The following is a 19,996-nucleotide window of genomic DNA, read 5'->3' on the forward strand; positions in this document are numbered from 1 at the left end:
GCCATCCCGGGCTCGGAGGGACATGAGCCGTCAGCCCCTCCAGCCGCCGGTGCTGCCCGGGTACACGTACGTGCGCCCGCTCGGGCAGGGCGGCTTCGCGGACGTGTTCCTGTTCCAGCAGGACATGCCGCGGCGCCAGGTGGCGGTCAAGGTGCTCCACGCGCGCGTGCACGATGCGGCCGCGCGCGCCCTCGGCGTCGAGGCGGACGTCATGGCGGCGCTCAGCGCGCACCCGTCGATCCTCACGGTCCACGAGGCGTCCGTGTCGGGCGACGGCCGGCCCTTCATGGTGGTCGAGTACTGCCCGGGGTCGCTCGCGAACCGCTACCGCGCCGAGCAGATCCCGGTCGCGGACGTCCTCGGCGTGGGCGTGCAGATCGCGTCGGCGGTCGAGGCGGCCCACCGCATCGGCATGCTGCATCGCGACATCAAGCCCTCGAACATCCTGGTCACGCAGTTCGGCCATCCCGTGCTGTCCGACTTCGGCGTCGCGACCGCGGTGATGGCGGGCGACGCCGACGACGTCGCGATGAGCCCGCCGTGGAGCGCCCCCGAGGTGATCGACCGGATGAGCTCCGGCACGGTCGCCTCCGACGTGTGGTCCCTCGCCGCCACCGTCTACACGCTGCTCGCGCAGCACAGCCCGTTCGACGAGCCGGACCGCCGCCTGCCGCCGGACCAGCTCAAGGCGCGCATCCTCAAGGCGCGCTACCGCCCGACGGGCCGCGACGACGTGCCGCCCGCGCTCGAGGCGGCGCTCGCGGGCGGCATGCGCCGCGACCCCGGCGACCGCTTCCCGAGCGCGCTCGCCTTCGGGCAGGCGCTCCAGGAGGTCCAGCGCGACCTCGGCCTGCCCGTCACCCCGCTCGAGGTGCCCACCGACGCGTGGGCGCAGGCGTCGCGGGTGACGGTGGACGATGCGCCGCGCGGCCCGGTCCGCTCGCACGTCCCCGTCGCGCAGCGCCGCCGCGCCACCGTCACCGGCACGCTCGCGCGGCCGCCGCACGCCACGCCCCGCACGATCGTCGCGTGGGCGCTCGGCGCCGCCGCCGCCGCGACCGTCACCACCGTGCTCGTCATGACGCTGGCGGGCGGCGGGTGACGGACGTCGGCCGCGCCACCGCAGCGCGGCGCCGCCGCGCCGGACGCATCGTCACGGGCGCGGTGCTCGCCGCGGCGACGGTCGGCGCGATCGTCGCGCCCGGCTTCGACGAGCGCGAGGCCGTCGCGGTCGACCCGACCGTGTGGGCCCTCCAGACGGGTGCGGGCGAGCGCTACGCGCGCGTCAACACCGAGCTCGCCGAGGTCGACACCGTGAAGGAGGTCGACTCGCCGTCGGAGATCCTCCAGCACGCCGGCAGCCTCCTCGTGCTGTCGGCGGGGCTCACCTCGGCGAACGAGATCGACGCGGGCCGGCCGGTCGACCTCGCCGCCGGCGCCGAGGGGGCGGTCGACACCCCGGCCGGCACCACCGCGATCGCGGCCGAGGGCGACGTCATCGCGTACCTGGCCGCGGACGGCGACGTGCTGTCGGGCCGGCTCTCGGACGGCACCGCGCTCGAGCCGCGCGAGCTGCTCCTCGACTCCGGCGACGGGCTCCGCGCCGTCGCCGTCGCGGTCACCGCGGACGGCGCGCTGGCCGCGTACTCCCCCACGCTCGGCGGCGTGGTGCGGGCGGACGCGGACGGCACCGTCGCCGGCATCGACCCCGTGCCCGACGCGCCCGAGGACGGCAGCTACCAGGTCTCCTTCGCCGGCGGCGACTGGGTGCTGCTCGAGACCCGGACCGCGGAGCTGTGGCGCGAGGGCGTCGACGGCGCGACGGTGACGGGCACGGACGTCGACGCGCTCCTCCAGCGCCCGGCCTCCGCGGGCGACGTGCGCATCGCGGACGGCCGGGGGCTCGTGGTCGTCCCCGCGGACGGCTCGGACGCCGACCGCGTGTTCGGCTCCGAGGCGGCCGCGGGCGCCCCGGCGGCGCCGGCCGAGCTCGACGGCGTGATGTACGCGGCGTGGCTGCCCGACGGGGACAGCCAGGGCACCCTGTGGAGCTCGGCCGGCCCCACGATCCCGCTCGAGTACGGGGGCGGGACGCTGGGCGAGCGCCGCGAGCCCACGCTGCGCTCGAACGGCTCGCGCATGGTCCTCAACGAGGTGCGCTCCGGCTGGGTGTGGGGGGTCCCCTCCGGCACGCTGGTGCGCTCGTCCCAGGACTGGGTCCCCGACGAGCAGACGACCGCGACGGAGGAGCAGCAGGACGTGACGTCCGAGGTGCGCGACCCGCGCCCGCCCGTCGCGGAGGACGACGCGCTCGGCGTGCGGGCCGGGCGCCAGGTCCGCCTGCCGGTGCTGCTCAACGACCACGACGCCAACGGCGACCTGCTCACCATCGACGCGGCGAGCCTGACGCAGCCCGACGGGATCGCGACCGTGGCCATCGGCGACGACGGCCAGTCGCTCGTCGCGACCGTCGCGTCCGGGGCGCGCGGGTCGGCGTCGTTCACGTACGCGATCTCGGACGGCTCGGGACCGCAGGGACTCTCCGAGCCCGCGACCGTCACTCTCACCGTCGCCCGCGGGAACTCCGCCCCCGCCTGGTGCGGCGTCGAGGGCTGCGTCGCCGAGTGGCCCGCGCCGCAGGTGGAGTCGGGCGGCACCGTCACGGTCGACGTGCTCGAGGGCTGGGTCGACCCCGAGGGCGACCCCGTCTACGTCGCGAGCGCGGTCGCCGTGGATCCCGAGGTCGCGGTGGCGGCGTCCCCCGAGGGCACCGTCGTGATCCGCCACGGCGGCACCGCCGCCGAGATCGAGGTCGAGGTCACGGTCGCCGACGCCCGCGGCGCCACCGCCACGCGCACGCTCAAGGTGGGCGTCGTCGGCGAGCCGCGCCTCACGGTCGAGCCGCTCGCCGTCACCGCGCTCGCCGGGGTGCGCACCTCCATCGCCTTCGCCGAGCGGGTCACCGGCGGTGCGGGCGTCCCGACGGTCACCGAGGCGAGCGTGGACCCGGCGGACGGCGCCCTCGTCGAGGTGTCGCCCGATGCGTCGGGCGTGCTGTTCGAGGCCGAGCTGCCGGGCACCTACACGGTCGACGTCACGGTCGTGGACGGCACCGTGCAGGCGCGCGGCACCGCGCGGGTCACGGTGCTCGCGCCCGAGGACGAGGCGCTCGCGACGGTGCCGCTCACCGCGTTCGTGCGGCCGCACGAGGACGTCACCGTCGACGTGCTCGACGCGGTCACCAACCCCGGCGGCCGCGTGCTCCTGCTGTCCGACGCCTCGGTGGCGGCCTCCGACGGCGCCCGCGTCGAGGCGTCCATCGTCGGCCACGGCGCGCTGCGCCTGTCGGGGACGACGGGCGACGGCCAGCCCGGGCTGCTCGGCACCGTCGAGTACACCGTGTCGGACGGGTCCGGCCGCGCGGCCATGACGGTGCGCGGGGAGATCACCCTGATCCTGCTCGACTCCGCGGTGCCGGCACCGCCGCTCGTGACCGACGACGCGATCACGGTGCGCGCCGGCGGCCAGGTCGACGTGCGGGTGCTCGACAACGACATCGCGGCCGCCGGCGCCGTCATCGCGCTTGACGCCGGCTCGGTGGAGGCCCCGCAGGGCGGCGGTCTGGCCTTCGCGGCCGGACCCCTCGTGCGCATCCTCGCCCCGGAGGTCCCCGGCACGTACCGGATCCCGTACGCGTCGTACGTGCTGGGCTTCCCGTCGCAGCGCGACACCGGGGTGGTCGTGGTCACCGTGACCGACGGCACGGAGAACGCCGCGCCCACGCCCCGGGACCTCGCGGTGCGGGCGTCCTCCGGCGAGGAGGCGCGGCTCGACTTCGACGGCACCGGGCTCGATCCCGACGGCGACGAGGTGCGCCTCGACGCGGTCGTCACGCAGCCCGCCGAGGGCTCCGCGCGGGTGAGCGCGGACGGCACCGCGCTCGTGTACGCCTCGGTCGCGGGCTTCTCCGGGCAGGACGCCTTCGAGTTCCGGGTCGTCGACGCGCGCGGCCGCACCGCGACCGCCACCGCCCGCGTGGGCGTGGTCGCGGTCGAGGCCGATCCCGCGCCCGTGACCTACACCGACTTCGTGCAGGTGCAGGCCGGCTCGGGCAGCAGGGTGGTCGTGCAGCCCCTCGCCAACGACCTCGACCTCACCGGCGGGGAGCTCGAGCTCGTCGACGTGCGGCCCGACGCGGCCGAGGGCACGGACGAGCGCGCGGCGCTCGCGGCGCTGCTGCCGGCGTCCCTCAACGCGCCCGACGCGCTGGCCGAGGGCGTCGTGACGTTCGCGGTCGGCGCCGACGTCGGCACCTACGCCTACCTCTACACCGTGCGCAACGCGACGGGCTCGCTCGCGCAGGGCCGCATCGTCCTCAAGGCGGTGCGCGAGCGCGTCGTCGACACCCCCATCGTCGCGGACACGGTGCTCACCCTCGAGACCAGGGACGCGTTCCCCACCGGCGTCGACGTGCTCGCCGGCACCGTCGCCTGGGCCAGCGGCGACGCGGGCGCGCTCCAGCTGACCCTGTGGGGTCAGGGGGAGGACCTCGCCGTCGACGGCTCGGAGATCTCCGGTCCGCTGCCCGACGAGACGCGCATCGTGCCCTTCCGCGTCGAGGGCGCCGACTTCGCGGGCGAGACGTCCGTCGGGTACGGGTTCCTGCGGGTCCTCAGCGGGCAGGACCTGCGGCTCGCGTTGCGTGAGGACGCGCACGTCTCGGTGGACGAGGGCGGCTCCGCGACGGTCGACGTCGCGCCGCTGCTCGCGGCGCCCGCGGGCACGGGGATCGAGCTCGACGCGGCCCAGGTCGCGGCCGGCGGCGCGCGCGAGCAGGCGACCTGCACCGCGCTCGGCGGCACGACGGTCCGCTACGACGCGGGCGCCGGCGCGCCGTACACCGACACCTGCATGGTCGCGGTCCGCCTCGCGGGTCAGGACGCGTGGACGGTGCTGCCCGTCCCGGTCACGATCGTCCCCGCGGACCCGGTGCCGACGCTCGTGAGCGCGTCCCTCGAGATCTCGCCCGGCGACGCGGCGACGTTCGACCTGGGACGGATGGTGCGGTGGCCCGAGGGTGCGGCGTCGATGGACGTCGAGGTCGCCGCCACCTACTCCGGCCAGCTCTTCGACGTGCGGCGCGACGGCGGGCGCCTCACCATCGCCGCGAAGGACGATGCGGCGCCCGGGCGCGCCGAGTCGGTCACCGTGTCGCTGCCCGACCACCCCGAGGTGCAGCCGCGCGTGCTGTCCCTCGTCGTCGGGCCCGCGCCGTCCGAGCTGCCCAAGGGCGGCTCCGTGGTCAAGCGCTGCTCGCAGGCCGACGGCGACGGCTGCGTGCTGACCGTGGTCGGCTCCGCGGGCGAGGTCAACCCGCTGCCCGGCACCCCGCTCGAGGTCGTCGACGTCACGGGCGCGGGCGACTGCCCCGACGTCCGATTCCGGGTCACCGGCGGCGACAAGGTGCGCGTGACCTGGACCGCCGGGGCCCCGGGCGGGGTGTGCGAGGCGGTGTTCCGGGTCCGCGACGCGCAGGGCCGCGTGAGCGCCGCCGACCGCTCCGGCAGCATCAGCCTCGACCTCCAGGGCTTCCCCCGTGCGGCGGCCGGCGTCTCGCAGGTCGACTACGGAGACGGATCCGTGACGCTCGCGGTCGCGCCCGGCGGCGCCGCCGGGGCGTACCCGGCGCTCCAGGGCTTCGACGTGGTCTCCGGCGGGGTCACCGTCGCCACGTGCACCGCGGGCGGCGTGTGCGCACCCATCACGGGGCTCGCGAACGGCGCGAAGGCGACGTACGCCGTGTACGCCGTCAACGCCGTCGGCCGGTCCCGCGCCGCGGTCTCGACCGTGGCCTGGTCCTACGCCCCGCCGGCGGAGCCGACGGTGGTGTCGTGGCAGCCGTCGGTGACGTCGGGCGACGGCGAGCGGATCGACCTCGTCGTCGACGTGGCCGACGCCTCGACGAGCGCGCTGCGCATCGCGACCTCGGCAACGGAGCAGACGGTTACCGTCGGCACGGGCCGGCAGCGCCTCGACGGCGTCGCGATCGGCTCGAACGCGCCCGTGGACGTGGTGCTGACGCCCCTCACCGCGTTCGACCTGCCGCCGGTCGACGGCGCGACCGCGACCGGCGCGTCCGTGACCATCACGGCGCACGGGATCGGCCGCCCCACGATCGACGAGGCGACCCACGCGTACACCGCGGGCGCCGGCCAGGCCACCATCACCGCGAGCGTCAGCGCGGGCGGCGCGGGTTCCACGACCTGGGTCGGACGCATGACGGGCGGGCGCTGCGACGCCTCGACGCAGGCCACCGGGGGCACCGCATCGTTCACCGTGCCGGTCGACGCGAACGCGACGAACACGGTCACCGTGTGCGCGGAGAGCCGGGCGGACGGGCAGACGTACGGCCAGGCCGAGACGGTCGACGTCGTGTTCGCCGCGTTCGCGGATCCCGGCGCCCCGGTGCTGCAGCGCGGCTACCGGGTCGCGTCGACCTGCGACGGCACGGGCACGTCGTGCACGACCGCGCTCGCGCGCGAGCCGCAGTGGCAGCCCCGCGCCGGCCTCGAGCTCTGGTACCGCGGCTCGGACGGCTCGACCTCCCGATCGTTCGCCGACGTCCTCGTCGCCGGGCGCGCCGTCACCGTCGAGGCCTACTACTGCGTGGACTTCGGCGGCGGCCAGCGCACATGCTCCGACCAGACGACGCCCGTGACGCAGGAGTCCGGGGCCGCCTACCGGCCCACCGTGACCTTCGCGTCGTGCACGGTGGGGACGGCGCCCACCGCGACGCTCGGCGGCGCGGCCGCCGACCTCGCCCCTACGATCACGATGCTCAACGCCGACGGCGCCCCCACGAGCGACGCGTCGCTCATGCGCACGGCGCGCGTCACCGTCGCCTTCCAGGGCGCGCTCACGGGCATCGCCGACTGGACCAGCGCCGCCGTCACGTGCGGCGGCGCCCCGCCCGACCCCGACCCGACGGTGACGCCGTGACCGGCGTCCGGCCCCTCCGGGGCCCACACGAAAGGAGGCCGCTGTGGCCCTGACCTCCGAGCACACCCAGTGGTTCGAAACCACCTTCGGCAAGCTCGCCGACAACGTCGAACGTGCCGTCGTGGGCAAGCGCCACGTCGTCGAGCTCGCCTTCACCGCGATGATCGCGGAGGGCCACCTCCTCCTCGAGGATGTGCCCGGCACCGGCAAGACGTCGCTCGCGCGCGCGATGGCGGAGACGGTGCGCGGCACCAGCACCCGCATCCAGTTCACGCCCGACCTGCTGCCCGGCGACGTCACCGGCGTGACCGTGTACGACCAGGGCCGCTTCGAGTTCCACCACGGCCCGGTGTTCGCGAACGTGGTGCTCGCCGACGAGGTCAACCGCGCCTCGCCCAAGACCCAGTCGGCACTGCTCGAGGTCATGGAGGAGCGCCAGGTCACGGTCGACGGCGTCACGCGCGAGGTCGGCGCGCCGTTCATGGTGATCGCGACGCAGAACCCGGTCGAGCAGGCCGGCACCTACTCCCTGCCGGAGGCGCAGCTCGACCGCTTCCTCATGCGCACGTCGCTCGGCTACCCCGATCACGCCGCGACCCTGCGGATCCTCGAGCCGGGCCGGCCCACCCGCGTCGTCGTGCCCGCGATCGCCGAGCTCGAGGCGATCACCGCGATGTCCGCGCTCACCCACGACGTCCAGCAGCACCCGCTGATCTCCGACTACATCGCGCGCATCGTGGGCGCCACCCGCACCGCGACGCAGGTGCGCCTCGGCGCGTCCATGCGCGGCGCCCTCGCGCTCGCCCGCGCGAGCCGCACCTGGGCCCTCGCGCACGGGCGCCACTACGTGGTGCCGGACGACGTCAAGGCCCTCGCGGAGGTCGTGCTTGCGCACCGTCTCATCCTCGACCCGGAGGCCGAGTTCGACGGCGTCACCCAGGGCGCGGTCATCGGACAGGTCCTGCTCGACACGGCCCCGCCCAGCCAGAAGGACCTCGCGTGAGCGAGCGCCTCGACCGCACCGCGACCCGGACGCGCAGCGGCGCGACCGGGACGTACTCGACGCGCACGGAGGTCGCCGACGTGCCGCGCGCGAGGGCGGTCGGGGCGCGGCTCCGCGTCGACAGCATGGCGCGCGCGGCGGCAGACGTGCTCGCCGGGGCGTGGGACGCTGCCCGCGCGGTCGTGACGCCCGTCGGGTGGGCCGTGGCGGGATGGACGGTCGTGGGCCTCGCCCTCGGGATCGCGCTCGGATGGGAGGAGGCGCTCGTCGGCGGGATCGTCGGCGCGGTCCTGCTCGTCGCCGCGGTGCCGTTCCTGCTCGGCGACGTCCGCTACCGCGTCGAGTTCGCCCTCGAGCGCGACGCGGTGGTCGCGGGCGAGGAGGCGGCGGGCGAGATCGTCGTCGAGAACATCGGGCGCCACGCCGCGCTTCCCGGCAGCGTCGAGCTGCCCGTCGGCGACGCCCTCGTCGAGCTCCACGTGCCGCTGCTGCGCGCCGGTGGACGGTGGGCCGAGCGGGTGGTCATCCCGCCGCGCCCCCGCGGCATCGTCGAGGTCGGCCCCGCCGCGTCGACGCGCACCGACCCGCTGCGGCTGCTGCGTCGGCATCTCGCCTGGGACGAGATGCGGCCGCTGTACGTGCATCCCCGCACCGTCGAGGTGCCGAGCACGTCCCTGGGCTGGATCCGCGACCTCGAGGGGCAGGCGGTGCGGATCCTCACCAACGAGGACATCTCGTTCCATGCGGTCCGCGAGTACCAGCGCGGCGACGCGCAGCGCCACATCCACTGGCGCTCCACCGCCAAGACCGGCACCCTCATGGTCCGCCAGTTCGAGGAGACGCGCCGCTCGCTCCTCATGCTCGTGCTCGACGTCGACTGCGGCTCGTACCGCGACGACGACGAGTTCGAGATGGCTGTCAGCGCGTTCGGGTCGCTCGGCACGCGGGCGATCCGCGACGGCCGCGAGGTGCGGGCGATGATGAGCGGCGAGGTGCCCGAGTTCGCGCGCGCCTCGATCCGCGCGCTGCGGGCGCTGCGCGTCGAGCGGCCCCGCGCGCTCCTCGACGACCTCACCGCCGTCGACGCCACCCACGCCGCGATGGACCTCGCCACGGTCACCCGGATGGTGGCCGAGGACGACCCGGGCACGTCGCTCGCCGTGCTCGTCACCGGCTCAGCGCTCGCGCACGAGCGCCTCCGGACCGCGGCCCTGCGCTTCCCCGCCGACGTCGCCGTCGGCGCCGTCGTCTGCGACCCCGCCTCCGAGCCGCGCACCCACGTCCTCGGCGGCCTCCAGCTCGTCAGCCTCGGCGTGCTGGAGGACCTGCGCCAGCTGCTCGCCCGAGGGGCGGCCCGCGGATGAGCGCGGCCGAGCGGGGCACCCGGCGCGCCGTCCCCGTGGCGGTGCTCGTCGCCACGTGCCTCTACGCCGTCACGATCGTCGAAGGGATCTGGCTGACGCTGCGCCGCGTCTACCTTCCGACCGACGCGGTCGTCGCGCGGTACGGGCTGGTCGTCGTCGTCGGCCTCGCGATCGGCCTGGCCGCGGGGGTGATCACCGTGCTGGCGCGGCGGGGGGCGGTGCTGCTGCTCGCGCTCGCCGGCGCGGGCTACCTGGCCGCCGCGGTGCTCGTCGCGATCCCGGGCGCGACCGCGAGCGGCCAGGCCGCGGCCTCCGCGGTGGTCGAGGCGCTGCGCGCCCCCGTCACCGGGTGGAAGGACGTGGTCACGCTCCCCGTGCCGCTGGGTGAGTACGGCGCCACCCTCGCGGTCCCGCTCGTGCTCGTCGTCGCGACCTCCGCCGCGATCGTGTGGCTCGGCACGCGCACCCGCTGGTGGGGGGCGGCCGCCGCGGTCGGCGGCGTCGCCTTCGCGGTCGCCATCGCGATCGGGCCCGCGGCACGGACCGATCTGGACGCGCTGCCCGGCGCGCTCGGCGGGATCAGCCGCGAGATCCTCATCGGTCTCGGCATGCTCGGCGCGACGCTCGCCTGGATGCTGTGGCGCATGGCCGACGCGCGGCGGCGGGCGCTGCGCGCGGCCGGCGGCGGCATCCGGGGCGAGCGCGCGCCCGGCCGGGCGCTGGGCCGCATCGTGCTCGGCACCACGGTGCTCGCCCTCGCCGTCGTGGTGGGCGTCGCGGTCGCGGTGCCGGCCGCGCAGTCGCATCCGCGCGAGGTGGCACGCACGACGATCGAGCCGCGACTCGTCGTGGACCGGTCCGTCTCGCCGCTGTCGACGTACCGGGCCTATCTCTCCGACGCGCTGTACGACGCTCCGCTGTTCTCCGTGAGCGCCGTCACCGGCGACGCCGACCGGATCCGCGTCGCGACCCTGCCGTTCTTCGACGGCAGCGAGTTCACGGCCGTCGCGCCGGACGGCTACACGCCGCTGCGGTTCCAGCGCGTGCCGTCGCCGCTGGCCGTCGACGGCGGCGACCCCGTGTCGCTCACCGTCACGGTCGAGGGACTGGAGGGGCCGTGGACGCCGCTGCCGGGCCCGCTCGGCGGAGCGACGTTCGGCGGGCCGCGCGCCGCGGCCCTGGCGGACGCCTTCTACTACGCGCCCGAGGCCGGCGCCGGCGTCGTGACCCTCGCCGGCGGGGTGGCCGCCGGCGACGAGCTGCGCGTGACCTCCGCGACCGGGCCGACGGTCACGCTCGCGGATGCGGGAGAGTCGCCCGGGTCCTCCGGCGTGCCGGCGGACCTCATCCCCGCCTCGCTGAGCGAGTGGGTCGAGTCCCAGGGTGTCACGCGCGACGGCGCGGGCCTGGCGTCGCTGGTCGAGCGCCTCCGCGCCCGCGGCTACCTCAGCCACGCGCTCACCACGGCGGGCTCGCCGCGCTGGGTGACCGACCTCGGCGACTACGCGTTCGAGCCCTCCGCGGCGGGGCACTCCTACGACCGCATCGACCGGCTGTTCTCCGCGCTGATCGAGCGGGAGGCCGAGGCGGGCGCAGGGGCCTCCGCCGCACAGCTGGTCGCGGCGGTCGGCGACGACGAGCAGTTCGCGGTCGCGGTCGCGCTGCTCGCGGCCGAGCTCGGTTTCCCCGCCCGGGTGGTCGTGGGCGTGCGCGTCGCGGACACCGACGTGCACGACTGGACGCCGCCCGTGTGCCAGGAGGTGTGCCGCGGCCGCAACATGAGCGTGTGGACCGAGGTGCGGTCGGGCTCTGGCGACTGGATCCCCGTCGACGTGACCCCGCAGCACGAGACCCCGGTGACGCCGACGGTCGCGACGCAGCGCGAGCCCGAGCTGCCCACCGCCACCGATCCTGACCGCGCCGAGCCCATCGAGGCCGTCGCCGCGCTCAAGGGCCGCAGCGGCGGCGGCGAGGCCGCGCCGGTCACCGACGCCGGCGCCTCGTGGTTCAGCGGCTGGGTCCGGGTGGCGCTGGGCGGGGTGCTCGTGCTCGCGCTCCTGCTCGGACCTGTCCTCGCCGTGCTCGTCGCGAAGGCCGTCCGGCGGTCGCGGCGGCGCCGCGGCGGCCCGCGCGCCGCCGCCGAGGGCGGCTGGGACGAGCTGGTCGACCTCGGGCTGGACGCGGGCCTCGCGCCGATGCCGCTCGCGACGCGTCACGAGGTCGCGGAGGCCTACGGGACCGCGAACGCCGTCGCGATCGCCGCGCTCGCGGACCGCGCCACCTTCACGCGCGAGGGCGTCGAGGAGGACGATGCGCGGCGCGCCTGGGAGATGGTGGCGGCGGACCGCGCGGAGCTCCGGGAACGGCAGGGCTGGTGGCGTAGGCTCGGCGCACGGCTCTCGACCCGGTCGCTGCTGGGCCGGAGGGACGCGACGGCCGAGCCGGGCCACGAGGGCGTGCATGTCGATGAGCGGTGGCACCTCGTGTCGGCCGCGCCGGTGTCGTCGTCGGCTCGACGGCGGCGGACCTGAGGCCTTGAGGGAAGGAGCACGGGGATGACGGCAGGGATCCTGACCGAGGTGACCGGCGAGGCCGCGCTGGCCGCGCCCGGCGGCATCGCGCTCGTCGCGGCGCTCGTCGTGGGATACGCCGTCGGGATCGTGTGGATGGGTCTGACGCTCGGGCCGATCTACCGCAAGGTCGGCGCGCGGCAGGCGCGCGCATGGATCCCCGTCGCACGCTACGCCGAGATGGCGCAGCTCACGCAGTCGAGCGTCGCCGGCACGGTCGCGGCACGCGTCACGACCGTCGTGGGGCTGCTCGTGTGGGCGTACGGCGTGGCGCTCGCGGGTTCGAGCACGTTCGCGCTCGCGGGTCTCGCCGCCGCGTCGGTCGCGGCGCTCGCGGCCTGGGTCCTCTGGATCGTGCAGGTGCACCGTTTCGGCCTCGACCACTCGCTTCCCGCCGCGCTCCCCGTCGTCGCGGCGCTCGCGCCCGGCGTATGGACCGCGGTCGTCGGCTGGTCCTCCATGGTGCGTCCGGTCTCGGGTGCCGTCCCGGTGCGCGTCCCGGTGCGCGTCCCGGTCGAGGAGGACGTCGAGGAGGACGTCGAGGCGGTCGATGCGGTGCTCGCGTCGGTGTCCGCCGCGCAGCAGGGCTCGGAGGCGGCGAACGACGCGCACACGTGGGGCGCGACGCCCGCCGCCGCGCTGTGGTCGCGCGCGCCCGAGGACCGGCCGGACATCGAGGCGATGTACCCCGTCGAGCCGTTCACCGGCAGCGACGGCTACCCCGAGGACGAGCCGATGCCCGGCACGCGCACCGCCGCCGCACCCGAGCCCGAGCCTGAGGCGGAGCCCGCGCCCGCGCCCGCGGACCCCGTCGAGACCGCCCCCATGGTGGTCGTGGAGCCCGGGCCCGACTTCGTCCCGGAGGAGTCCACGCCGTCCACGCAGCCCCTGCCGACCCGGCGGTCCCCGTACGCTTCCCTCGCGCCGCGCGACCTCGCGGACGAGGAGCCCGCGCGCGAGCGCCGCTCGCCGTTCGCCGAGCTCGCGCCCCGCACCCTTCCGTCCGAGGAGGCCGCGTGGGCCGCGGCGCTCGATGCGGATGACGAGCCGACGGCCGAGCCCGACGCCGCCGTCGAGCCCGCGGCGGAGGCCGCTCCGGGCATCGTCGCCGAGCCTGAGCCCGAGCCCGAGCCCGAGCCCGAGCCCGAGCCCGAGCCGGAGCCGACGCCCGCGACCGAGCCCACCGCGGCCGTCGCGGAGCAGCCCGCGGCGCCCCCGTACGTCGAGCCGACCCCCACCGTGCCCATCAGCCCGTACATGCGCGGCGGCGCCGCGGCGCCCCCGCGCGCCCCATCTGCCGTCCCCACGTTCGAGATGCCGCAGGCGCCCGAGCCCGAGCCCGCGCCCGAGCCGCCCGCGGCGGTCGTGGCGCCCCCGGCGGCGCCCCCCGCGGAGCCGGACGCCGCGCAGGCCGCGGTGATCCCGCCGCCGCCCGTGGCCCCGCGTCCCGAGCCGGACCCGGCGCCCGACGCATCGTCCCCCGCGCACGAGCCGGACGACCGCACCCAGGTCTCCACGCGGCAGCGCGAGGCGTGGGAGCTGGTGACCTCCGAGGGCGGCCGCCACGGCTTCGACTCGTCCGCGGTGCTGCTGGGCCGCCTCGGCGGGATGCCGCCCATCGACGGCACCCGTCGCCTCGACCTCGCGGACACGACGCGCACCATCTCGAAGTCGCACGCCCGCCTGGTGCTGCAGCGCGGCACGTGGTGGGTCGAGGACCTCGGATCGACGAACGGCACGTACCTGGTCGACCAGGACGGCCACGAGACGCAGGTCCCGGAGGGCGTGCCGACCCCCGTCGCGGGGCGCCTCATCCTCGGCGACGTCGAGGTCGAGCTCCGACGCCGAGGCGCGTCGTGACCGACGGCCCGGCGGTCGACGTCGCCGGCGCGGGCGTCACCGCCGTCGGCGGACGCTCGCGCAACGAGGACGCCTTCATCGCCGACCCGCCGGTGTTCGTGGTGGCCGACGGCATGGGGGGCCACCTCGCGGGCGCGGAGGCCGCGTGGGCCGCGATGGCCGCCTTCCAGCCGCTCGTCGGGACCGCCGCGGTGACGCCGGAGGACGTCGCGCGCGCGCATCTCGAGGCGCGCCGCAACGTCGCTGCGGTGCAGGCCGACGTCGGCGCCGCGTCCGGCACCACCCTGACCGGTGCCGTCGCCGTCATGCACGGGGGCAACCCGTGGTGGATGGTGATCAACGTGGGCGACTCGCGCACCTACGCGCTCGACGGCGGCGAGCTCCGTCAGGTGACCGTCGACCACTCGCACGTCCAGGAGCTCGTCGACGCGGGCCGGATCACCCCCGCGCAGGCGCTCGTCCACCCGGACCGGAACATCCTCACGCGCGCGATCGGCGACGACATCCTCGAGATGGACGCGTGGCTCGTCCCGCAGGTGCCCGGACGGCGGCTCGTGGTCGCGAGCGACGGGCTGATGAAGGAGGTCGAGGACCGCGAGATCGGCGAGGTCGCCGGCCTCATCGGCGACGCCGCGACGGCCGCCGCGGCGCTCGTGGACCTCGCGATCGGGCGCGGCGCGACCGACAACGTCACCGTCGTCGTCGCCGATGCGACGTCCACCACGCCGGCCGATGCCGACGCTGCGCCGTGGCCCCTGTGGGGCGCGGACCAGGATCCGGACACCACGCCGAGCCTCCGGAGGCGAGGGGGCGCGTGACCGAGGACCACGAGACCCGCGTCTCGGGGCGGCGCGCACGCGCGGCCGAGGCGCCGGACGACACCGTCGCATCGTCCCGCGCGACGGCGGACCCGACCCGGCTGTCGCGCCGGCGCATCGCCGAGAGCGCGACCCAGCCGGCCGAGCCCGACCCCGCCGAGGTGTCGACGCGGCCCGTCGCGGAGGCCCCGGCGCCCGCGGACGACGTGCTTCGGCCGCCCGAGGACCTCGCGGGGCGGATCGGCGACGCCGGCGCCGTCCCGCCGCCGCGCGCCGGCGAGTTCGGCGGCTCGCCCCAGCACTACTACCCGCGCATCCGCCACACCCAGGACGCGACCGGCGCCGGCGTGTGGCCCGAGCCGCCCCGCACCGCGGAGCCCGCGCCCGAGGTGCTCGACGAGTCGGGACGGCAGGAGCGGCGCGCGTCCGAGCTGCGGGGACGGCGGCGCCGTCGCGCGCTCGCGGTCGCCGGCGGGATCGGCGCGCTCGCGGCCGCGGTGGGCGTCGCGCTGGCGCTGCTGTAGACCCGCGCGCCGATACGCTGAGGACCATGTCAGACGCCACCCTGCGCTCCCCGCTCCACGACCAGCACGTCGCGCTCGGCGCGACGCTCGTCCCGTTCGCGGGATGGGAGATGCCGGTGAGGTACACGGGCGACATCGCCGAGCACACCGCGGTCCGCACGGCGGCGGGGCTGTTCGACCTGTCGCACATGGGCGAGATCTCGATCCGCGGCGACCAGGCGGCCGCGTTCCTCGACCACGCCCTCGTCGGCCGCATCTCCGCGGTGGCGCTGTGGGGCGCCAAGTACACGATGCTGTGCACGCCCGAGGGCGGCGTCATCGACGACCTGATCGTCTACCGCCGCGACTGGGACCACTTCTTCATCGTCGCGAACGCCGCGAACAAGGACGTCGTCGTCGAGGAGCTCACCGCACGGCTCGCCGGCTTCGACGCGACGCTCGAGGACATCTCCCCCGAGGTCGCGCTCATCGCGGTGCAGGGGCCGCGCGCCGAGGACATCGTCGCGCGCATGTGCACCCGCGGCGACGACGACATCCGCGCGATGCGCTACTACTCCGCCGCGAACGTCCTGCTCCAGGGCGACATCCACGCGTTCGTCGCGCGCACCGGCTACACCGGCGAGGACGGCTTCGAGCTGTTCGTCGACGCGGACGAGGCCGCCGCGGTGTGGGCGCTGGCGCTCGAGGAGGGCGCCGCGGACGGGATCGTGCCGTGCGGGCTGTCGTCGCGCGACACGCTGCGGCTCGAGGCGGGGATGCCGCTGTACGGCCAGGAGCTCACGCGCGACACCACCCCGTTCGACGCCGGCCTGGGCCGCATCGTCGTGTTCGGGACGCCGGCCAAGCCGCGCGGCGACTTCGTGGGCCGCGAGGCGCTGCTGCGCGCCAAGGTCGAGGGGCCCTCGCGCGTGCTCGTCGGGCTGCTCGGGGACGGCCGCCGCGCCGCGCGCGCCGGCTACGGCGTGCTCGACGCGGAGGGTGCGACGGTGGGCGTGGTGACGTCGGGAGCGCCGTCGCCGACGCTCGGCCGCCCCATCGCCATGGCGTACGTGCCCGCGACCCTCGCCGAGCCGGGCACCGTGGTCGGGATCGACGTGCGTGGCCGACGCGAGGACATGACCGTGACCGCGCTACCTTTCTACTCGCGGGCCTCGTAGGCTCGTCCCAGGGCCGGCCCGCCGGCGCTGCCGCATCCGAGTCCCGTCCCCAGAGAGGGGTTGCCATGTCGAACGTTCCCGAGGAGCTCGCCTACTCCGCCGAGCACGAGTGGGTCTCCGGCGAGCCCGACGCGGGCGCCGAGGTCACGGTCGGGATCACCGAGCATGCCGCGCAGGCGCTGGGCGACATCGTCTACGTCGAGGCGCCTCGCGTGGGCGACACGGTCGTCGCGGGCGAGGTCTGCGGCGAGCTCGAGTCCACCAAGGCCGTGAGCGAGCTCTACTCGCCGGTGTCGGGCACCGTGATCGCGGTGAACGAGGCCCTCGAGGGCGCCCCCGAGACCCTCAACTCCGACGCCTACGGCGACGGCTGGATCTTCAAGGTCGAGATCTCCGAGACCGCCACGGATCTGCTCGACGCCGAGGCGTACGCGGCGCTCACCGAGTAGCGGACGGGCGGTCCCCGTGCCTGTCAACACGCGCCTCGTGGTCGCCGCCGCGATCACCGACTCTCTCGAGGCCCCGCGGCGGCTTCTTGCGGCACGGCGCAGCGCGCCGTCCGCGCTCGCGGGCCTGTGGGAGTTCGCGGGCGGCAAGGTCGAGCGCGGCGAGACCCCCGAGCACGCGCTGCGCCGGGAGCTGCGCGAGGAGCTCGGCGTCGAGGTCGAGATCGGCGACGAGGTGATCGGCCCGGACGACGGGCACGGCATCGAGGACTCGTGCGGCGACGCCCCCGTGTGGATGCTGCGGCCGGGCGACGCCGATCTCGAGCGGCTCGTCATGCGCGTGTGGTGGGCGCGGATCCTGCCCGGCGCGGACGGCGCGGCGGTCGAGCCGCGTCCGCTCGAGGACCACGACGAGCTGCGCTGGCTCGAGCCCGGCGGGTGGCGCGACGTCCCGTGGCTGCCCGCGGACAAGCGCATCGTCGAGGCGCTCCTCGAGGACGCGATCGAACGCCACCGACGCGCGTACTGCTGACTCCCGCGCGCACGTTCCGCGCGTCCGCGCGCGCCGAATCGGACATATCCACATCAAGTGGATACAAATGTGGACAACTCGCGACGGACGAAGGTCCCGCGTCTCACGCGCGCGCGGCCACGCAGCCTGCGATGTGGTCGTCCACCAGGCCGCATGCCTGCATCGCGGCGTGCATCGTGGTCGGTCCGACGAAGACGAAGCCGGCCTTCTTCAGGGCCTTCGCCAGCGCGACCGACTCGGGCGTCGACGCCGGCACGTCCTGCCACGAGGCCGGCGCGGCCGCGCGCGGCGCGGGCGCGAAGGACCAGAACAGCTCGTCCAGGCTCGTGCCGGACTCGCGCAGGGCGACGGTCGCGCGCGCGTTCACGACCGCGGACTCGATCTTGCGCCGGTTGCGCACGATCCCCGCGTCCTCCATGAGCCGCTCGACGTCCGCGTCGCCGAAGGCCGCGACGGCCGCGGGGTCGAAGCCGGCAAAGGCCTCGCGATAGCCCTCGCGCTTGCGCAGGATCGTGATCCACGCGAGCCCGGACTGCGCGCCCTCCAGCACGATGCGCTCGAGCAGCGCCGCGTCCCCGTGGACCGGCAGCCCCCACTCCTCGTCGTGGTACCTCTCGTACAGCGGGTCGCCGGCGCCGAAGCATCGCACGAGGTCGTTCGTCTCCGTGATCATGGGTCCAGTCTGCAGGGACGATGCGACAGCGCCCGACCGCATTTTCGGCACGGGGGAGCACTTCGGTGCGGCCGCGCGACCGGGGACATCACCTCTGGCCGGGGTCCCGGACGCCGGGTATGGTGAGCGCGCCATGACGATCCGTGACCTCCTCTCCGCCGGGCGCCGCACGCTCTCGTACGAGCTCTTCCCGCCGCGCACCCCCGCCGCCGAGTCGACCCTCGTGGAGACCATGGACCTGCTGGCCGCGACGCGGCCCGACTTCATGTCGATCACCTACGGCGCCTCCGGCACCACGCGCGGCACCTCGCGCTCCGTGGTCCACCGCCTCGCGGTGCAGCACACCATCCCGCCGCTCGCGCACCTCACGTGCGTCGACCAGTCCCGCGCGGAACTGATCGAGGTCATCGAGGCGTACCTGGCCGACGGCGTGCGCGACTTCCTCGCGCTGCGCGGCGACCCGCCCAAGGGTCAGAGCGACTGGCGCCCGCACCCCGAGGGGCTGCTCTACGCCTCCGAGCTCGTCGTGCTGCTGCGCGAGGTCGCCCGCGCGCACGGCGTCCAGGACCTCAGCGTCGGCGTGACCGCCTTCCCCGCGCAGCACGCGATCGAGCGCTTCCGCCAGCTCGGGCTCGACGTGCTCCGCGCCAAGCAGGACGCGGGCGCCGACTTCGCGATCACGCAGGTGTTCTACGAGGTCGACCAGTACACCGCGCTCGTCGAGGACGCCGCGGCCGACGGCATCCACCTCCCGGTCATCCCCGAGGTCATGCCGCTCGTGAGCACGCGGCGTGCGATGCGCGCCGCCGAGCTCACCGGCGTGCCGACGCCCGCCGAGCTCACCGGCGAGCTCGAGGCCGCGGAGGACGATGCGGCGGCGCGGGCGGCCGGCGTGGCCCACGCGGCGCGGCTGTCGCGCGGGCTGCTCGACGCCGGCGCTCCGGGCATCCACATCATCACGTTCAACCAGCACGCCGCCGCGCTCGAGCTCGTCGACACGATGGGGCTCGTCCGCGACTGACCTCGACGCGCCGTCCGCGCAGGCGCGCGGTCGGGCACGCGCCCGCGTCCGTGCGACCATCGACGCATGACGCGCACCGCCACCCCCCGCACCGTGACCCTCACCCGTGAGTCCGAGGGCGTCTACGTCGCCACCAACGCGGACGGGGCGCAGCTGCGCTTCGGCCGCGGCGAGGGCCTGCTCGGTCCGGTCGAGCTCATGCTCGCCGCGATCGCGGGCTGCTCGTCGATCGACGTCGACGCGATGACCACCCGCCGCTCCGAGCCCGACCGCTTCGAGGTGACGGCCTCCGCGGACAAGGTCACCGACGACGGCGCGAACATCCTGGAGAACATCCGCGTGCTGTTCGACCTCGCGTTCCCCGAGGGCGAGGCCGGCGACGCCGCCCGCAAGCGCATCGGCGCCGCCCTGCGCGCCTCGCACGAGAAGCACTGCACCGTGTCCCGCACGGTCGAGGCGGGCGTGCCCGTCGCGCTCGTCGAGGCCGAGCCGCGCGCCACCGCGTGAGCCCGCGCGTCGAGATCGACCTCGACGCCGGCCCCGACGCGGCGGACGATGCGGTCGCCGTGATGCACCGCGCGTTCGCCGAGTACGCGCGCACCGGGCTGCCGTCCGGCGCGATGACGGAGACGGCGGAGTCGCTCCGCGGCGAGATCGCCGGCGGCGTCCGGATCGGCCTGCTCCGGGTCGACGGCCGCGCGGTGGCCTCCGTGAAGCACCACCCCGCCGGGGACGGGACGCTCTACTTCGGCAGGCTCGGCGTGGTGCCCGAGGAGCGCGGCCGCGGCCACGCCGCCGCGCTCGTCCGCGCCCTCCGCACCCACGCGCACACCTCCGGCCTCGCGGGGCTGTCGTGCCTCGTGCGGGAGGACGAGGAGGGCAATATCGCCGTCTACCAGGGGCTCGGCATGGCGGTGGCGGGTCGTGGGGAGCGCCGGAGCCGCACCGGGGCGCTGATCCGGGTGGTGGAGATGCGCGACGACGAGGCCGTGGCGGACTGATCGACAGGTGTCCGCGAAGTGGGACGAT

15 protein-coding genes are annotated in these 19,996 nt (G+C 75.9%); 14 read left to right on the forward strand and 1 reads right to left on the reverse strand.

What is annotated here, in order from left to right:
- Positions 1–22: 22 nt before the first annotated feature.
- The 11 genes from AOM02_RS10495 (at position 23) to AOM02_RS10545 (ending at position 17,273) form a co-directional block, all read left to right on the forward strand.
- Positions 23–1,102 (forward strand): serine/threonine-protein kinase, encoded by a 1,080-nt coding sequence (locus AOM02_RS10495; RefSeq protein ID WP_062299105.1) that lies wholly within the window; start codon positions 23–25, stop codon positions 1,100–1,102.
- Positions 1,099–6,999 carry an Ig-like domain-containing protein gene (locus tag AOM02_RS10500; RefSeq protein WP_062299106.1) on the forward strand — a complete coding sequence of 1,967 codons (5,901 nt, stop codon included), beginning with the start codon at positions 1,099–1,101 and terminating at the stop codon, positions 6,997–6,999. Before AOM02_RS10495 ends, AOM02_RS10500 begins: the two co-directional genes overlap by 4 nt.
- Before the next feature lie 43 nt (positions 7,000–7,042).
- Entirely contained in the window at positions 7,043–8,002 is a 960-nt protein-coding gene (locus AOM02_RS10505; protein WP_062299107.1) for an AAA family ATPase, read from the forward strand.
- Positions 7,999–9,366, forward strand: a complete 1,368-nt coding sequence (locus AOM02_RS10510) for a DUF58 domain-containing protein (RefSeq protein ID WP_062299108.1) — start codon at positions 7,999–8,001, stop codon at positions 9,364–9,366. Before AOM02_RS10505 ends, AOM02_RS10510 begins: the two co-directional genes overlap by 4 nt.
- Positions 9,363–11,897, forward strand: coding sequence for a transglutaminase domain-containing protein (locus AOM02_RS10515; protein ID WP_062299109.1), 2,535 nt, complete (start codon positions 9,363–9,365; stop codon positions 11,895–11,897). The genes AOM02_RS10510 and AOM02_RS10515 overlap by 4 nt, the downstream gene beginning before the upstream one ends.
- Positions 11,898–11,921: 24 nt before the next feature.
- Positions 11,922–13,796: an FHA domain-containing protein gene (locus AOM02_RS14695; protein ID WP_062299110.1), complete on the forward strand. Its 1,875-nt coding sequence runs from the start codon at positions 11,922–11,924 to the stop codon at positions 13,794–13,796.
- Positions 13,793–14,614: a PP2C family protein-serine/threonine phosphatase gene (locus AOM02_RS10525; RefSeq protein WP_062299111.1), complete on the forward strand. Its 822-nt coding sequence runs from the start codon at positions 13,793–13,795 to the stop codon at positions 14,612–14,614. Before AOM02_RS14695 ends, AOM02_RS10525 begins: the two co-directional genes overlap by 4 nt.
- Positions 14,611–15,138 (forward strand): hypothetical protein, encoded by a 528-nt coding sequence (locus AOM02_RS10530; RefSeq protein WP_062299112.1) that lies wholly within the window; start codon positions 14,611–14,613, stop codon positions 15,136–15,138. The genes AOM02_RS10525 and AOM02_RS10530 overlap by 4 nt, the downstream gene beginning before the upstream one ends.
- Positions 15,139–15,164: 26 nt before the next feature.
- A complete protein-coding gene (gene gcvT, locus AOM02_RS10535; RefSeq protein WP_062299113.1) occupies positions 15,165–16,295 on the forward strand; it encodes a glycine cleavage system aminomethyltransferase GcvT in 1,131 nt (376 codons plus the stop codon).
- Between the two features lie 65 nt (positions 16,296–16,360).
- Positions 16,361–16,744, forward strand: coding sequence for a glycine cleavage system protein GcvH (gene gcvH, locus AOM02_RS10540; protein ID WP_062299114.1), 384 nt, complete (start codon positions 16,361–16,363; stop codon positions 16,742–16,744).
- Between the two features lie 16 nt (positions 16,745–16,760).
- Entirely contained in the window at positions 16,761–17,273 is a 513-nt protein-coding gene (locus AOM02_RS10545) for a (deoxy)nucleoside triphosphate pyrophosphohydrolase (RefSeq protein WP_062299115.1), read from the forward strand.
- Positions 17,274–17,376: 103 nt separating this feature from the next.
- Here the strand turns inward: AOM02_RS10545 and AOM02_RS10550 are convergent, their stop codons facing one another.
- On the reverse strand, positions 17,377–17,946 hold the full coding sequence (locus AOM02_RS10550; protein ID WP_062299116.1) for a DNA-3-methyladenine glycosylase I: 570 nt from the start codon (positions 17,944–17,946) through the stop codon (positions 17,377–17,379).
- A gap of 133 nt (positions 17,947–18,079) precedes the next feature.
- Between AOM02_RS10550 and AOM02_RS10555 the strand changes: the two genes are divergently transcribed.
- The 3 genes from AOM02_RS10555 (at position 18,080) to AOM02_RS10565 (ending at position 19,968) form a co-directional block, all read left to right on the forward strand.
- Complete coding sequence (locus AOM02_RS10555; RefSeq protein WP_062299117.1) at positions 18,080–18,967, forward strand: methylenetetrahydrofolate reductase; 888 nt, start codon at positions 18,080–18,082, stop codon at positions 18,965–18,967.
- Between the two features lie 66 nt (positions 18,968–19,033).
- Positions 19,034–19,474 (forward strand): OsmC family protein, encoded by a 441-nt coding sequence (locus AOM02_RS10560; protein WP_062299118.1) that lies wholly within the window; start codon positions 19,034–19,036, stop codon positions 19,472–19,474.
- Complete coding sequence (locus AOM02_RS10565; RefSeq protein ID WP_062299119.1) at positions 19,471–19,968, forward strand: GNAT family N-acetyltransferase; 498 nt, start codon at positions 19,471–19,473, stop codon at positions 19,966–19,968. Before AOM02_RS10560 ends, AOM02_RS10565 begins: the two co-directional genes overlap by 4 nt.
- The last annotated feature ends 28 nt before the right edge of the window (positions 19,969–19,996 follow it).

Origin of the sequence: Demequina maris, assembly GCF_000971155.1 — a bacterium.
In the GTDB taxonomy this organism is placed as follows: Bacteria; Actinomycetota; Actinomycetes; order Actinomycetales; family Demequinaceae; genus Demequina; species Demequina maris.

What these genes read in the sequence shown, in the direction of transcription:
- AOM02_RS10495 (WP_062299105.1), top strand. Translation starts at nt 23, where the DNA reads ATGAGCCGTCAGCCCCTCCAGCCGCCGGTGCTGCCCGGGTACACGTAC.
- AOM02_RS10515 (WP_062299109.1), top strand. Translation starts at nt 9,363, where the DNA reads ATGAGCGCGGCCGAGCGGGGCACCCGGCGCGCCGTCCCCGTGGCGGTG.
- AOM02_RS14695 (WP_062299110.1), top strand. Translation starts at nt 11,922, where the DNA reads ATGACGGCAGGGATCCTGACCGAGGTGACCGGCGAGGCCGCGCTGGCC.
- gcvT (WP_062299113.1), top strand. Translation starts at nt 15,165, where the DNA reads ATGTCAGACGCCACCCTGCGCTCCCCGCTCCACGACCAGCACGTCGCG.
- gcvH (WP_062299114.1), top strand. Translation starts at nt 16,361, where the DNA reads ATGTCGAACGTTCCCGAGGAGCTCGCCTACTCCGCCGAGCACGAGTGG.
- AOM02_RS10550 (WP_062299116.1), bottom strand. Translation starts at nt 17,946, where the DNA reads ATGATCACGGAGACGAACGACCTCGTGCGATGCTTCGGCGCCGGCGAC.
- AOM02_RS10555 (WP_062299117.1), top strand. Translation starts at nt 18,080, where the DNA reads ATGACGATCCGTGACCTCCTCTCCGCCGGGCGCCGCACGCTCTCGTAC.
- AOM02_RS10560 (WP_062299118.1), top strand. Translation starts at nt 19,034, where the DNA reads ATGACGCGCACCGCCACCCCCCGCACCGTGACCCTCACCCGTGAGTCC.